14 protein-coding genes are annotated in these 13,134 nt (G+C 34.1%); 9 read left to right on the top strand and 5 right to left on the bottom strand.

The genetic code is table 11. From position 1 onward, the window contains the following. Positions 1-94 precede the first annotated feature (94 nt). The 4 genes from QSV08_RS02440 (at position 95) to QSV08_RS02425 (ending at position 2,958) form a co-directional block, all read left to right on the top strand. Positions 95-1,504, top strand: a complete 1,410-nt coding sequence (locus QSV08_RS02440; protein ID WP_324026260.1) for an MBL fold metallo-hydrolase — start codon at positions 95-97, stop codon at positions 1,502-1,504. Between the two features lie 89 nt (positions 1,505-1,593). Beyond that, positions 1,594-1,938, top strand: coding sequence for a rhodanese-like domain-containing protein (locus QSV08_RS02435; protein WP_324026258.1), 345 nt, complete (start codon positions 1,594-1,596; stop codon positions 1,936-1,938). Between the two features lie 102 nt (positions 1,939-2,040). Further along, on the top strand, positions 2,041-2,685 hold the full coding sequence (locus tag QSV08_RS02430; RefSeq protein WP_324026256.1) for a Tll0287-like domain-containing protein: 645 nt from the start codon (positions 2,041-2,043) through the stop codon (positions 2,683-2,685). Between the two features lie 3 nt (positions 2,686-2,688). Continuing rightward, complete coding sequence (locus QSV08_RS02425) at positions 2,689-2,958, top strand: cation transporter (protein ID WP_324026255.1); 270 nt, start codon at positions 2,689-2,691, stop codon at positions 2,956-2,958. 32 nt (positions 2,959-2,990) lie between these two features. On the opposite strand, the gene QSV08_RS02420 is transcribed toward QSV08_RS02425, so the two are convergent. Beyond that, positions 2,991-3,866 carry a sterol desaturase family protein gene (locus QSV08_RS02420; protein WP_324026253.1) on the bottom strand — a complete coding sequence of 292 codons (876 nt, stop codon included), beginning with the start codon at positions 3,864-3,866 and terminating at the stop codon, positions 2,991-2,993. A 226-nt stretch (positions 3,867-4,092) separates the two neighbouring features. Between QSV08_RS02420 and QSV08_RS02415 the strand changes: the two genes are divergently transcribed. Together QSV08_RS02415 and QSV08_RS02410 are read left to right on the top strand one after the other, a co-directional pair. Next, entirely contained in the window at positions 4,093-4,299 is a 207-nt protein-coding gene (locus QSV08_RS02415) for a DUF2892 domain-containing protein (protein WP_324026252.1), read from the top strand. A 140-nt stretch (positions 4,300-4,439) separates the two neighbouring features. Beyond that, positions 4,440-5,750, top strand: a complete 1,311-nt coding sequence (locus tag QSV08_RS02410) for an NAD(P)/FAD-dependent oxidoreductase (protein WP_324026250.1) — start codon at positions 4,440-4,442, stop codon at positions 5,748-5,750. A gap of 44 nt (positions 5,751-5,794) precedes the next feature. Here the strand turns inward: QSV08_RS02410 and QSV08_RS02405 are convergent, their stop codons facing one another. Further along, positions 5,795-7,129, bottom strand: a complete 1,335-nt coding sequence (locus tag QSV08_RS02405; RefSeq protein WP_324026248.1) for an OprD family outer membrane porin — start codon at positions 7,127-7,129, stop codon at positions 5,795-5,797. A gap of 4 nt (positions 7,130-7,133) precedes the next feature. Next, a complete protein-coding gene (locus QSV08_RS02400) occupies positions 7,134-8,171 on the bottom strand; it encodes a c-type cytochrome (protein WP_324026246.1) in 1,038 nt (345 codons plus the stop codon). A 186-nt stretch (positions 8,172-8,357) separates the two neighbouring features. Here QSV08_RS02400 and QSV08_RS02395 point away from each other — a divergent pair, with 186 nt between their 5' ends. Together QSV08_RS02395 and QSV08_RS02390 are read left to right on the top strand one after the other, a co-directional pair. Then, complete coding sequence (locus QSV08_RS02395) at positions 8,358-8,885, top strand: DsrE family protein (RefSeq protein ID WP_324026244.1); 528 nt, start codon at positions 8,358-8,360, stop codon at positions 8,883-8,885. 11 nt (positions 8,886-8,896) lie between these two features. Continuing rightward, positions 8,897-9,490: a class I SAM-dependent methyltransferase gene (locus QSV08_RS02390; RefSeq protein WP_324026242.1), complete on the top strand. Its 594-nt coding sequence runs from the start codon at positions 8,897-8,899 to the stop codon at positions 9,488-9,490. 39 nt (positions 9,491-9,529) lie between these two features. Here the strand turns inward: QSV08_RS02390 and QSV08_RS02385 are convergent, their stop codons facing one another. Further along, positions 9,530-11,827, bottom strand: a complete 2,298-nt coding sequence (locus QSV08_RS02385) for a TonB-dependent receptor domain-containing protein (RefSeq protein ID WP_324026240.1) — start codon at positions 11,825-11,827, stop codon at positions 9,530-9,532. Positions 11,828-11,908: 81 nt separating this feature from the next. Next, positions 11,909-12,286 carry a hypothetical protein gene (locus tag QSV08_RS02380; RefSeq protein WP_324026239.1) on the bottom strand — a complete coding sequence of 126 codons (378 nt, stop codon included), beginning with the start codon at positions 12,284-12,286 and terminating at the stop codon, positions 11,909-11,911. Positions 12,287-12,534: 248 nt separating this feature from the next. Between QSV08_RS02380 and QSV08_RS02375 the strand changes: the two genes are divergently transcribed. Continuing rightward, positions 12,535-13,014, top strand: coding sequence for a Dps family protein (locus QSV08_RS02375; RefSeq protein ID WP_324026237.1), 480 nt, complete (start codon positions 12,535-12,537; stop codon positions 13,012-13,014). The last annotated feature ends 120 nt before the right edge of the window (positions 13,015-13,134 follow it).

Genomic DNA, 13,134 nt, shown 5'->3' with positions numbered 1-13,134 from the left:
CAGGGCTGTTTTACTTGTTAATACCTATGTAACCTAAGTTACTGTGTAGTCCTTTTTACAAATGTAATTTTGGGTCAATAATAAATATGAACTTATGAAAGTAGAACAAATATATACTGGTTGTCTTGCGCAAGGTGCTTACTACATTGAAAGCAATGGAGAAGTCGCCATTATTGATCCTCTACGAGAAGTACAGCCTTACATAAAGAAAGCTGCGGCAGATAATGCTAAAATCAAATATATTTTTGAAACACATTTTCATGCCGATTTTGTTAGTGGTCATGTAACCTTGGCTAAAGAAACTGGTGCTGATATTATTTACGGACCAAAAGCGAATCCGTCTTTCGAAGCGATTATTGCAAAAGATAATCAAGAGTTTAAATTAGGGGACATTACGATTACTGCATTGCATACTCCTGGTCATACAATGGAAAGTACCACGTATTTATTAAGAGACGCCAATGGTAAAGACTATGCTATTTTTAGTGGAGATACGTTGTTTTTAGGTGATGTCGGTAGACCTGATCTTGCACAGAAAATGGGCGAATTGACAGAGCGTGATCTTGCCGGATTTTTATTTGACAGTCTACGTGAAAAAATCATGCCATTAGCAGATGACGTCATCGTTTACCCTGCTCATGGTGCCGGTTCTGCATGTGGTAAGAATATGATGAAAGAAACGGTAGATACATTGGGTAACCAAAAGAAAATGAATTATGCCTTACGTTCAGATATGACGAAAGAAGAATTTATTGATGAAGTGATTGATGGTTTACTACCGCCACCTCAATATTTTCCTTTAAATGTAAAACTGAACAAAGAAGGTTATGAAGATATAAAAGAAGTATTGGTTCGTGGTACAAGAGCACTTTCACCAAAAGCTTTTGAAGCAGCCGCAAATGAAACTGGCGCTATAGTCTTAGATGTTCGTCATCAAGATGATTTTGCAAAAGGTCATATTCCACGTTCTATTTTTATAGGATTGGATGGTAGTTTTGCCCCATGGGTAGGTGCTTTAATTGCAGATGTAAAACAGCCAATTGTACTAGTAACTCCTGTTGGTATGGAAGAAGAAACTGTAACTCGATTATCTAGAGTTGGTTTTGATGGCACTTTAGGATATTTAGAAGGCGGATTCGATGCTTGGAAAAAAGCGGCGATGGAGTATGATACCGTAAGCCAGGTTGATGCAGATGAACTTAAAAAAGCCATTGAAACTGATCAGGTACCCGTATTCGATGTTCGTAAAGAATCTGAATACCTTTCTGAACATATTATCGATGCTAAAAACACACCGCTAGATTTTCTAAACGACCATTTAGCCGAATTCCCTAACAAAAAATTATTTTACGTGCATTGTGCTGGTGGTTACAGAAGTATGATTGCTTCTTCTATTTTGAAAAGTAGAGGTATTCATAATCTTATAGATGTAAAAGGCGGATTTAAAGATATTAAAGAAGCTGGTATACCGGTTACTGAATTTGTTTGTCCTACTACATTATAAATTTTTTTATTGGTTGGTTATTGAAAGAAACGGTCATATACCAAGTCCGTTTCTTTCTATTATTAAATATTAATTTTAAATAAAATACTATGTCATTTTTAAGTACACTCTTTGGTAAAAAAGAAGAAGCCGCAGGTAATATTACTATACTAAACAAGAACGAATATGCCACGCAAATTGTAGCTAACAATATCAAACCTTTTGACGTTAGAACGCCATCTGAATATAATAGCGGTCATATTAAGAACGCTATAAACGTTGATTTTTTTAGCGCTGGTAATTTTAACGCTTATTTTGAAAAAGTAAATAAAGAAAAACCGGTATACGTATACTGTAGATCAGGCGCAAGAAGTCAAAAAGCTGCTCGTAAATTATTAAACATGGGCTTTACACAAGTTTATGATCTTAAAGGAGGTTATAGTTCTTGGAACTAAGGTAAAGGTTACCATTACCCTTTAATAGGTAGTTTATAGTAGGTTTATTCAGGAATAATGGCTTATTTCAAAATCAATCAACACGTTTAAAATGTCATACTTATGAAAAATATCTTTTTATTATCAGTGATTGTTTTTACAATCAGTTGTAAAGATGCTCCAAAGGTGAAACAAGATGTTGTTATTGATAATTCTAATAATTCATCTTCAAGCGTCAGCACATCAGAGATAGATGCTAAAGTTAATGACAGCCTACTTTTAGAAAAAGGTAAAATGATTGCCCAAAGTACCCAAAAAGTATTAGGTAAGAACCTTATGCTCAATATTCAGAAAAATGGTCCAATTGGTGCTGTAACGTTTTGTAATGAAAAGGCATATCCGCTAACAGATAGTATGGCAATTGTTCACCATGCTAAAATTAAAAGGGTAAGTGATAAACCAAGAAATCAAAATAATAAAGCAAGTAAAAAAGAGCTTGAATATATTGCGTTTTTTAAATCAAAAATTAATAATAACGAGTCTTACGAACCTATACTAGCTAACGAGAATGGAAATACTTATTTCTATTCTCCTATTGTTACCAATACCATGTGCCTAAACTGCCATGGTGTACCAGAAACAAATATCGACCCAAAGGTTACCCAACTTTTGAACGATAAATACCCATATGACGAAGCCATAGGCTATAAAGAAAATGAGGTAAGAGGCATTTGGAGTATAAGTTTTAAAGACGAACAAAATAAATAAGATATGACTTCAGTAATTCCTATTCAAAATTTAAAATGTGGTGGCTGTGCCAAAACAATTGTTTCAAAATTAGAGGAGATACCTACCATAACGAATGTATCGGTATCAGTAGAATCATCATCGGTTTCTTTTGACGCTTTAAACCAAGAAGATATAGCTACTGCAAAAACCAAATTAAAGTCGATTGGCTACCCAAGTCTAGACCAAGATAATTCGGTACTATCAAAAGCGAAGTCCTTTGTAAGCTGCGCTACGGGCAAACTATCTGACTAATTTTAAGAATCTAAAGAAGAAGTAATTATACATTACTTCTTCTTTGTTTTAAAGCCGTGAGTCAACTGACCTAAAAAGTTTTCTGGCAAATTCTCATCTCCTGGGTAACCCAATTTTACATCTCCACTATCTTCTGGTATGTAATTGGTTTTAAATATATAATCCCAAAGGCTTAAGCTAATTCCGAAATTTACACCATATGTTCCTTCTGGTAAATCATATGCGTGATGATATAAATGCATTACTGGATTGTTTAAAATATATTTTAAAGGACCCCAAGTAATTTTTATGTTAGAATGATTGAAATGCCCAATTGCTATGGCTATAAAATGAACAATGTAAGCTTGTTCTGGTTCAAAACCGCCAAGAATCATAACTCCGAAGGTCTTCAAGGGTTTATACAAAATATTCTCCATCCAATGGTATCGTAAATGAGCTGCAAAGCCCATTTCTTTTACGCTATGGTGTACTTGATGAAATTTCCAAAGAAATGCATATTTGTGTAATAAGGTATGTGTAAACCATTGCACAAAATCTAATACGATAAAGAATAATAAAAGCTGACCCCACATTGGCCAGTTAGATATATCTATTAGTGCCAAACTATTTGCTTTTATACCGATGTCAGTAAAAAACACTTGCAATAATTTATAAATACCACTTATGGCAATGGCAAACAAAAAGAAGTTGAAGAACATGTAAAAGCCGTCTAACCAAAAATCTTTTCTAAATACGCCTTGTTGTTTTCTCCAAGGAAAAACAATTTCTAAAAACCAAACTATTAGCGATATAGAAATTAAGCCCCAAAAGTAATTAAGATACCAAGGCACTTGAAAAATGATTGATTTCCATGTCCAACTTAAAGTTCCTGTTATCGCATTTAAAAACGCATCTATATATGCTTCCATTCCTCTAAAGCTTTTTGCAAAAATACTGTAATAATTATGGCTTCGCAGTAACCAAAGTTACTTTAGAAACGACGATTAACCATTAATTTTGAGCTGACCAATGTCATATGCCACTTTCCTAGTTTATAGTACTTTGGTAAAGTAAAAGATTTATCAACCACTATAACTGTTGAGTAAGTCTACTTTATAGTATCAACATTACAAATAACATTTAAAAACTAGTATCATGAAAAAAAATATGGGAACCACAGACAAATTCATAAGATTCATTATTGCGGCAGCGCTTTTAATTGCATTTTTGACAGATACCGTAACCGGTGTTTTAGGTTATGTAGCATTAGCAGTTGCAGCCATTTTCGTATTAACTTCATTTGTTAGTTTTTGCCCTCTGTATACGTTGTTCGGTGCTAGCACATGCAAAATAAAAAAGTAAGATTACCTTAATTACCTTAAAACATACTACTTAAAGAAATCGACGACTAATTTGCGTGTTGATAATGCTATGTAACATTTGTTACATAATATTCATTTTGTATCTGCTATATTTATCATATTCACAAATACAACAACAAAATGAGTTCACATCATCAGGTATTAATTATTGGAGGTGGTACTGCAGGTATCATGGTAGCAGCCCAGCTTCTCACTCAAAAAGGAGCTAAAGACATCGCAATTATTGAACCGGCAGATACCCATTATTACCAACCTGCATGGACTCTAGTAGGTGCCGGTACCTATGATTTTGACAAAACTGCCCGACCGATGTCATCGGTTATACCTAAAAATGCTACTTGGATAAAAGATAAGGCAACAGGTTTCGACCCAGAAAATAATATCGTAAACACTGCATCTAAAGGAGATATTACATACGATTACTTAGTAGTTGCACCGGGTCTTGCTTATGATTTCAGTTTAGTACCTGGCTTAGGTGATGCTATAGATAAAGGAGTGGTTTGTAGTAATTACACAGACCCTAAGCATACTTGGGATGTTATTAAAAACTTCAAAGGTGGTACTGCACTTTTTACACAACCTACAACCCCAATTAAATGTGGTGGAGCACCACAAAAAATAATGTATCTGGCTGAAAGTCATTTTAGAAAAAGTGGAATCCGTAAAAAAACCGATATCATTTTTGCAACTGGTGGTACTGTTATTTTCGGTGTAAAGAAAATAGCCAAAACATTAATGGAGGTAGTAGACCGAAAAGATATTAACCTTAGATTTCACCATAAACTTGTGGCTGTCGATGGTGATAAACAAATTGCCTGGTATGAAATGGGTCAAGAAATTACTGCTGGTGGTTGTGTAGTAATCTCAAGTAACAAAGTTGATGACTTAAAATTAGACGAAAAATTTCAATATAATTATAAAGATGTAAAAGTAGTAGTTGATGGAAATAGATATGGCATTCATTATGATATGATGCATACCGCTCCGCCTTCTGTGGCTCCTAAATTTGTAAAAGATTCAACTTTAGTTAATGCAGCGGGTTGGTTAGATGTAAATCATCAAACTATGCAACATAATACCTACGCCAATATATTTGGATTAGGCGATGTAGCTGCCTTGCCTACTGCTAAAACAGGAGCAGCAATTCGTAAGCAAGTGCCTATCGTAGTTGACAATTTAAACCTGCTTATGAACAGTCATAAAATGGGAACTAAATCTTATAACGGTTATTCTTCGTGCCCTTTGGTTACAGACTACGGAAAAATGGTGTTGGCAGAATTTGATTACGATAATAATTTTACACCAGATCCTAAATTGAAAAGAATGCTTATAAACGATTCTTCTAAAGAACATTGGAGATTGTGGATGCTTAAAAAATACGGACTACCCTACTTATACTGGAGCAAGATGATGAAAGGTCAAAATGTTTAAGCTTAAAAAATCTCTGTTTACACAGAGATTTTTTTTATGCTCCGTTACCAGTTATAATTCAGTATTAAATCTAAATGGAACATATCTACCTTATTAAAATAGAAATTAGGATTATCTGGTATATCGCCATTACCAATTTTAGAGGTCACTAATAGCTCTGGTCGTAAGTGCTTTAACTTTTTAATATTGAAGAAAATATCGAGGTTAATATGCGTGTAATCTGGCATCGCATACTTATTTAAAGTAGCATTGGTTGGATCTGGTTTCCAGTGCTTACCAATACTTAAGATCGACATAAGATTTAGATCTTTTAAAAGGGTAAAATCTTTTTTATAATTCAAAACTAACGCATGATTGTCTGCTGAACCTTCGCTGCGTTCTCGCTTTTGAAAACTGAACAAATCTTCTCTACCCCATTCTCTTGGTGAGATAAATTGACCATGCGGTAATATTCTATTATAACTCAAAGAAACTAGACCTGCTTTACTTTTATACGCGATTTTTAATCCTAATATATCCGACGAATTTTGATTATAATAGCGAAGGGAATCTATACCGCTACCCCCATCACCTACCTTATTTTGATGCAACCACTCCCCTTCTAAAATAATAGATTTAGATACTTCTAATTTAGGTTTTATATAGACAGAATTAAAAACGTTATCCACATATTGGTTCCAGACTTTTACATTAAATTCTTTTGACAATTTAAACTCGGCATTTGCCATTAATACATAGTCCGATTCAGTATTATCAGCATATGCCGATGCATTACCATAAATATTTCTACCAACGGGATAGGTTCCAATACTTTCCCCAATACCATAAAACTCCCCTGTTGATCTAGGTGCTATTTCATTTAATACGCCCAATTGAAACTTTGTCTTTTCTGCACTAAAATTATACCAAAACCCTTGTACCAAAGTAGGTATCATTCTACCATCTTCGGGGTTAATCAATGGCGTATTTATTTTCATCCGCCCAAGCGTAAATGAATGCTGAGCTAGGTGATATTTCGCATACAGTTCTCCTAATAAAAAAACGGCATCATTTTCTAAATCTAACCTGTCGAACAACCCTTCTTCATATCTACTAATTCTTCCGGTTGTCGCATCGGGTATGGTTAAATCTTGTAAACCTAAATTCGTAGCATTATATAATGCTGCACCTACTTCTAAGTTTTTTAATAGATTATACTGGTACTTTAATTTACCTCCTGTTGCTAAAGCATTAAAATCTTTTAATTCCCCTTTATTTGACGTCATCATATAATACGTACGCCATTGCCCAGATAGGGTTCCTTTTTTCTTTACCGCAACAGTATCTTGTGCCATAGAAAATATGGGCAAACAAAAAATGAACAGATATACTAATCGCATGAGGTTACTTTGTTTTGGTAATTCCGTATTCCTTTTTGTAGAAGTCCATTATCGGTAAAAATGGTCCGTATTTGTGCTGTTCTGGAGAAAAATCGTCTACCCACGGACCGTAGGGTGTTGAAACCGGTTTTAGTTTCTTGTCAGGATAATCGTTTTCGGTATTTAACTTATGTGGTCTAGAAAAACTATTGATATATCCTGCTACATGATATGCTTCTTCATCACTCAATTTAGGGTTGTCCCAAGTTGCTTGTAAATACGGCATGTTACTTTTAATAAATTCCGCCGATGTAATTACCCTATTCATACCTGCACCATCGTTAAAACTATCTGGACCCCATAGTGGCGGATATGTGTAGCTTTTACCATCGATCGCATTTAGTACACCCGCCCCATTTTCACCATGGCAAATGATACACTCTTTTTGATATACCTGACTCCCTCTTTCTAAATCTACTGCAACAGCAGGTATCTTAATTTTTGGATATCCTTTAAACTCAGCCTTTCTATTTTCTGGTACATCTTCGCTCAACCAATTCATATAGGCTACAATCGCCTTCATCTGGTCAGAATCTACCGGAAGCATTTTGCCGTTCATACTACGCTCCATACATCCATTTATGCGATCTTCAATGGTACCTTGTTTGTTACCTCGACCACCAAACTGAGGAAATCGTTCTATAATACCGACCCAAGAACCAGAGCCCGCCTGTGCCCCCTTTTGTAAATGGCAATTCGTACAAGCTAAATTATTACCACTATACCTATCTGCAGCGTTCTCTGCATTCGGACCCATATATTTTGAAGATTCTGCAATTAGGTAGTACCCCTCTTTAACTGTCGCAGGCATAATAGCCAACTCTGCCATTGCATCTTTAGGTTGCCAAATCTCGTTAGCTACAGTTTCTTCAGTTTTAATAATCGCATCTTTTTCAACGCTAGGCTCATACGTTACTAGCCATATAAAGGCAAGACCTACCAAAACGAAGATGATTGCAAATAGCTTTAAAAATAGTTTCGCAAATGCTCGTAAATCTTTCATAGAACTGTAATCTTATGCTAATTTAAATAACGAATCTATAATAAACGCATGATTATTACAGTAACCCTAGTTACAGTAACGTTAAATACTTTAACTTACTTTTATTCCAATCAAAAATAACGGACATTAGTAGTAATCAACATATTATTTTAACCAAATTATATTCTTTTTAAAATTGACGAACACATGAAAAAAGCACTTCTAATTGCAATAGTACTTATGGCAACACAAATTACAACTGCCCAAGAATGGACTACACCTGTTATTGATGGTTACGGAAAAATAAAAGAGTTTAAGGATGTTGCCGTTCAGGCAGACCCTACCAAAGAATATAATCTTGTATTTGACCTTAAAGATGATCGTGAGTTAGATGGTATTAATGTAGGTTATTTCAAAATCGCTAGAATGATAAACATGCTAGGTGCTGGTGGTGTTTCTGCCGATAAAGTAAATATTATCGCTGCCGTACATGGTGGTGCTACTTTCACTGCTTTAAATGATGCCAAATACAAGGCTAAATACGAAAAGGAAAACCCCAATAAAGCCGTAATAAAATTACTAAAGGATTACGGAGTAGAATTTTATGTTTGCGCACAAGCTACTGCCGCTAGAGATATTACTGGTGCAGATTTAAACCCGAATACAGAATTAGGGCTTTCTGCAATGATGGTACTTGCCAATTATCAAATGGATGGGTATACTTTTATGCCATAAATAATTACCTCATGAAAGATTTTTGGAACGAGCGTTATGATGAGGAAAGTTATGCTTACGGAAACTCACCAAATGAATTCTTTAAACAACAACTAGATAAACTAAAAGTAGGTTCTATTTTACTGCCAGCTGAAGGCGAAGGTAGAAACGCGGTCTATGCACTATCTAAAGGTTGGGAAGTATTGGCTTTTGACTTTAGCGAATCTGCTAAAACTAAAGCTCAAGAGCTTGCATTAAAAACTGGCTTTAATATTGAATATCAAATAATTGACGCTCTTAAATTTAAAAGTTCTAAAAAGTTTGATGTCATCGCATTCTGTTATGCGCATTTTCCAGTAGCTATTAGAAAGAAAGCAAACCAACATCTTTTAAAATCATTAAAACCAAACGGACATATCATTTTCGAGGCGTTCTCTAAAAATCAACTAGGAAAATCTTCTGGTGGACCTAAAAATATAGACATGCTTTATGCTATTGATGAAGTTGAAGATGAGTTTGAGGGAATAAATTTTGAAATTTTAGAAGAAAAGAAAATAGTACTGAACGAAGGACTTTACCATATTGGTGATGCTTCGGTTATTCGTTTTACCGGTACTAAAGCATAAAAAGGGACCTAATTTGGTCCCTTTTTTATATTTCATTTATTAAAATTCATATTGAACAAAAACCGATAGGTTTCTTCCTGGGTCATTAATGGGTTCTGTTCCAAAATCTGCCTGATTATTAAATGCGAAATTGAGGTGATTACTATATGTTTTATCAAAAACATTTAATGCCGCAACACCTAAGGTTAGGTTTTTCATTGGTATTACACCTAAACGTAAGTCCATTATTTCATAACCTGGTGTAACCTGTTCACCAAAAGAAGTTGCAATATTATCTTGCTCGGCAGTCAGCCTATATTCTGCATTCACCCAAAACTTTTCTTTTTCATAGCCCAGTTTAAACCTTGTAACTAAAGGTGGTACCAAAGGTAATGACTCATTTAAGTCATTATTCTTAGCATATACATAAGCAAGTTCGGTTGTAAAATTGAAATAATTACAAAAGTCCACACCTCCCATAATTTCAAAACCAGTTTTGTACGCATCATCTAAATTTCTAAAAACCTTTGCGTTAGATGGTTCGTTCATTGGCATGAATTTTCTTGTCTGCGTTTCATCTATTACTGCCACTATATAATTTTCGTATAACGAGTAATAGAAAGAAGTACTATAACTGAACATATCTGAAGTATTTTCTGAAATAGGCATCTTCCCTTTAAAACCTACCTCAAATTGATTATTTACTTCAGCCTCTAAATTAGGATTACCAACATATTCATACGCGTCTTGACCTACGCTAAAATGATTGATAAAACGTTCTATCATATTTGCTGATCTAACACCACGACCATACGCCACTTCCATAATAAATTGAGGAGAATACACATATTTAATTGAAGCTGTACCACTAAAATTATGCTCAGTTCTTTTATCTAAATCAGTGTATAAAGCAGCAAAATCCGCTTCTGGATCTTTAGCTTCAGAAGTAACATTATCATAACGTACACCTGCAGTTAACATGGTTTTTTCTGTTAAGGGATATTTACCTTCTGCAAATAAACCAATATCATTTATATATGAATCTTGCCATACCTTATCTTCAAATGTTAAGGGTGTATCTAAAATTCCCATGGCATTTCTTTTTACTAAACGTGTTCTATTACCATCTCGTGCAATATGCAAAACATCAACACCCGTAAATAGCGTAAGATTTTCTGTTGGTTTTAATTTTAATTCTACTTTACCACCTGCCGTAGTAGCATCAATAGCAGAAACCGCAGACGTCATCATAAAAGTTGGTCTATTGTAATTAGTCATTAAATGATCAACATAACTATAATAAATTTTAGAATCTATGCTTTCAACAAGACCTGGTAGACTACCTAATTTATAATCTAAAGAGAGAATACTACTGTTGTCCTCTTCGGTATCCATAGGTAAACCGGCGTGTAAAACATCTCGCCCAAAAGACTGTCGCCAATGTGCTTGTAGTCTTTGATTTTCAGTAAAATTGACACCTGCTTTAACTCCGTAATCTAAGCTTCTAAAAGAAGACGGAATTTCTGTACCATCACCATCTTCGTAATTACCAAAATCTCGAAAACCTATATTACCTGCTACGTCATATTTCTCAGTTGCCTGTTGCAACCTTGCCATGGAGACCATAGAATTACCGTTGCTTTCATAACCACCACTTACACTACCATGTAGCCCATAATCATCAACAGTTGGTTTTTGAGTAACCATATTTACGATACCTCCAAAAGTAGCACCATATCTAACGGAGTATGGTCCTTTTATAATTTCAATTTTTTCAATTTCTTCTGGTATCACATGAGTAGTAATTGGATCCATACGATTAGGGCAAGCATTCATGGCTTTTGTACCTCCATCAAACTGTACATTTAACTGCTCATATTGTGTTGCTCTAAAACTAGGGTCAATTGCATAATTACCTCTTTTAATCAACGAAAAACCATTGACATCATTAAATAGATCGGCTACATTTCTGGGCTGAACTATTCTCTTGACATAATCATTGGTTTCTAAGGTAAGTACAGGATCAATTTTCATATTTCCTGTCACTAAAACTCCATTGATGGCAATAGGCGCTTCTTGTAAGGTGATTACTATTGAGTTATTAATGTTAAGTACCTGATGTTCTATAGTCTTATAGCCAACATAAGATATGGTCAAGATTACATTCTCTTCAACATTTTTTAAAACAAAATCACCATCAAAATTGGTATATGTTGCTGATCCGTTATTAGCTAAAATATGAGCGCCATTAAGTGGCTGCTGGTCAATTTCAGAGATGATTTTTCCTGATAAATTTTGTGCGTATAGTAAGGGTGTCGATAATAATACCGATAGTACCCAAAGATATTTTAGGTTCATTTTAAAAATTTTAATTAATAGAAATACTATCCAGCGCCCTATCAACAAGGAGCTAGATACATTAAATTGAAGTAAAATTTTTTAAATTTTGGGAGGATGTTTGATACGCTCAAAGAAATGAAAATCATATAGCACACGGTACAGTACATTATGCAACACTTTTCTAGATTGTTGTACAAACTCGTATGCTGTCAACGATCCAATAAACAATATTGTTTCGTTTTTAAGCAAGTCTAAATTAATTGGAGTTTTTTCATCATCAGCTTTCTGAGATAACATTTGTACTAAAGCACATTTACCATCACATTTTAATTCAGGTCGTTCTTTATTCTCGCAAAAGCGCTCAACGAAATCATTTGTAAATACCGCATAATAGCTCATAACGCTGGCAGTCTTAAAACTACTTGCCAAAGAAATGAATGTAAACAGTATCGATATCGTAAAGCTTGACAACTTCATGCTGCAAAATTAAGTGCCAATATTGATTAAGAATGTGACATTAGTCACATTCTTAGATTTTAATAAAATATATTTTTAGCATTAGACATTTGGCAATTATCCTATTCCTATATTTCCTTCTTTTTGTTAAAAAAGGTTAAAAAATAAATTATGTAACCTATGTTACCCTCTATTTTTAACATATAGATTATCTTTATCAAACATTAAAATAACAATAAATTTTATCTATTAAATAAACATTAAAAGTCATGGCAAATACAAATTTATCAAACATCGGTCTAGACAAAAAAGACTCTAATGATATCGCAAATCATTTAAATGATTTACTATCTAATTATCAAATGTTCTATATGAACCTAAGAGGTTTTCATTGGAATATTAAAGGGAAGAAGTTTTTTGAACTTCACCTTAAATTCGAAGAGTTATATAATGATGCTTTAATCAAGGTAGATGAAATCGCAGAGCGCGTGCTAACATTAAGCAACACTCCTATTCATACGTTCACAAAGTATATTGATAATTCTGAAATTAAAGCCAGCGAAAATGTAGTAGATGGCGATAAGGCCGTAGACAGTATTTTAGAGAGCTTAAGTATTTTATTGAAAAAGGAAAGAACTACCCTTAAAATTGCTGCTGAGGCAGAAGATGAAGGTACCGTTTCTTTAATGAGCGATTATATTACACAGCAAGAAAAATTAGTTTGGATGCTATCTGCATATAAAGATTAATTAAAACACTTAAATCTCTGAATCCCTAGAATTTGTTCATACAATTTCTAGGGATTTTTTTATGCTACCATTTCAAGATACTAACTAAGCTTTAACATATAACATATTAAAAACCAGTTT

It is taken from the genome of Maribacter sp. BPC-D8 (assembly GCF_035207705.1).
Lineage (GTDB): Bacteria > Bacteroidota > Bacteroidia > Flavobacteriales > Flavobacteriaceae > Maribacter.
Note: the sequence above shows the minus strand (reverse complement) of the source record. Positions and strands in the feature narration are given on the sequence as shown.

Coding starts and splice junctions, on each gene's coding strand:
- QSV08_RS02440 (WP_324026260.1), top strand. CDS start 95: ATGAAAGTAGAACAAATATATACTGGTTGTCTTGCGCAAGGTGCTTAC.
- QSV08_RS02435 (WP_324026258.1), top strand. CDS start 1,594: ATGTCATTTTTAAGTACACTCTTTGGTAAAAAAGAAGAAGCCGCAGGT.
- QSV08_RS02430 (WP_324026256.1), top strand. CDS start 2,041: ATGAAAAATATCTTTTTATTATCAGTGATTGTTTTTACAATCAGTTGT.
- QSV08_RS02425 (WP_324026255.1), top strand. CDS start 2,689: ATGACTTCAGTAATTCCTATTCAAAATTTAAAATGTGGTGGCTGTGCC.
- QSV08_RS02420 (WP_324026253.1), bottom strand. CDS start 3,866: ATGGAAGCATATATAGATGCGTTTTTAAATGCGATAACAGGAACTTTA.
- QSV08_RS02415 (WP_324026252.1), top strand. CDS start 4,093: ATGAAAAAAAATATGGGAACCACAGACAAATTCATAAGATTCATTATT.
- QSV08_RS02410 (WP_324026250.1), top strand. CDS start 4,440: ATGAGTTCACATCATCAGGTATTAATTATTGGAGGTGGTACTGCAGGT.
- QSV08_RS02405 (WP_324026248.1), bottom strand. CDS start 7,129: ATGCGATTAGTATATCTGTTCATTTTTTGTTTGCCCATATTTTCTATG.
- QSV08_RS02400 (WP_324026246.1), bottom strand. CDS start 8,171: ATGAAAGATTTACGAGCATTTGCGAAACTATTTTTAAAGCTATTTGCA.
- QSV08_RS02395 (WP_324026244.1), top strand. CDS start 8,358: ATGAAAAAAGCACTTCTAATTGCAATAGTACTTATGGCAACACAAATT.
- QSV08_RS02390 (WP_324026242.1), top strand. CDS start 8,897: ATGAAAGATTTTTGGAACGAGCGTTATGATGAGGAAAGTTATGCTTAC.
- QSV08_RS02385 (WP_324026240.1), bottom strand. CDS start 11,827: ATGAACCTAAAATATCTTTGGGTACTATCGGTATTATTATCGACACCC.
- QSV08_RS02380 (WP_324026239.1), bottom strand. CDS start 12,286: ATGAAGTTGTCAAGCTTTACGATATCGATACTGTTTACATTCATTTCT.
- QSV08_RS02375 (WP_324026237.1), top strand. CDS start 12,535: ATGGCAAATACAAATTTATCAAACATCGGTCTAGACAAAAAAGACTCT.